1 pseudogene is annotated in these 605 nt (G+C 47.3%); it reads left to right on the top strand.

The features are described 5' to 3' along the window. Positions 1-152 precede the first annotated feature (152 nt). A pseudogene (locus AAC854_RS22930) lies at positions 153-605 on the top strand (hypothetical protein); the annotation flags it as partial.

The raw sequence follows: 605 nt of genomic DNA, 5'->3' as shown, positions 1-605 counted from the left end.
TGATTTGGTCACACCATAAAATTGGAACGGGTAGATTGCATTCTAATCAATTCAAATAACGCTATCGCGCTTCTGACATTATTTTTTGTCTCGGAAAATGAATTACGCATTGACCTTATGATTTCCGTTCATTAGCGTGGTAAGACTTATCGATGATCCGGTCGCTTGTAAGGATCGCCTTCGGGCAGCGACAACAACACTCCCGTAGCCTGAAAGGGAGTACACACTGTGTGGTACATCTGCCCACCTTTGGAAGCAGATATCGTCTTTATAGAGATGATGAAGGTTCTTTAATCTACCCTGGCACGATGCCAGTCACCCGGACGGGGAACATGCTTCCCGTCGGGCAGGGTGTTCTCCGTCTTTTTTATTTACAGGAGAACATCATGCAAAAAAGTGAACTTATCATGCTAGACAGCCCAGCGCTGTCTGCTGCGTTTCCCGGCAAAAAACCGCTGGAACGGTTGTTTCTGGGATTTCTGATTGTCAATACCGCCTCAACGTTATGCAGAGATTACCAGCCTGAGCAATGGACTGGCCAGCAGGTGTCTGAGTCGTTGGCCTATATGGTGCCGGCATCAGCGAAAAGTTATCCGCTTTACCTG

The organism is Xenorhabdus entomophaga, from assembly GCF_037996725.1.
Classification (GTDB): Bacteria; Pseudomonadota; Gammaproteobacteria; order Enterobacterales; family Enterobacteriaceae; genus Xenorhabdus; species Xenorhabdus khoisanae.
This window is presented reverse-complemented; position numbering and strand designations above follow the sequence as displayed.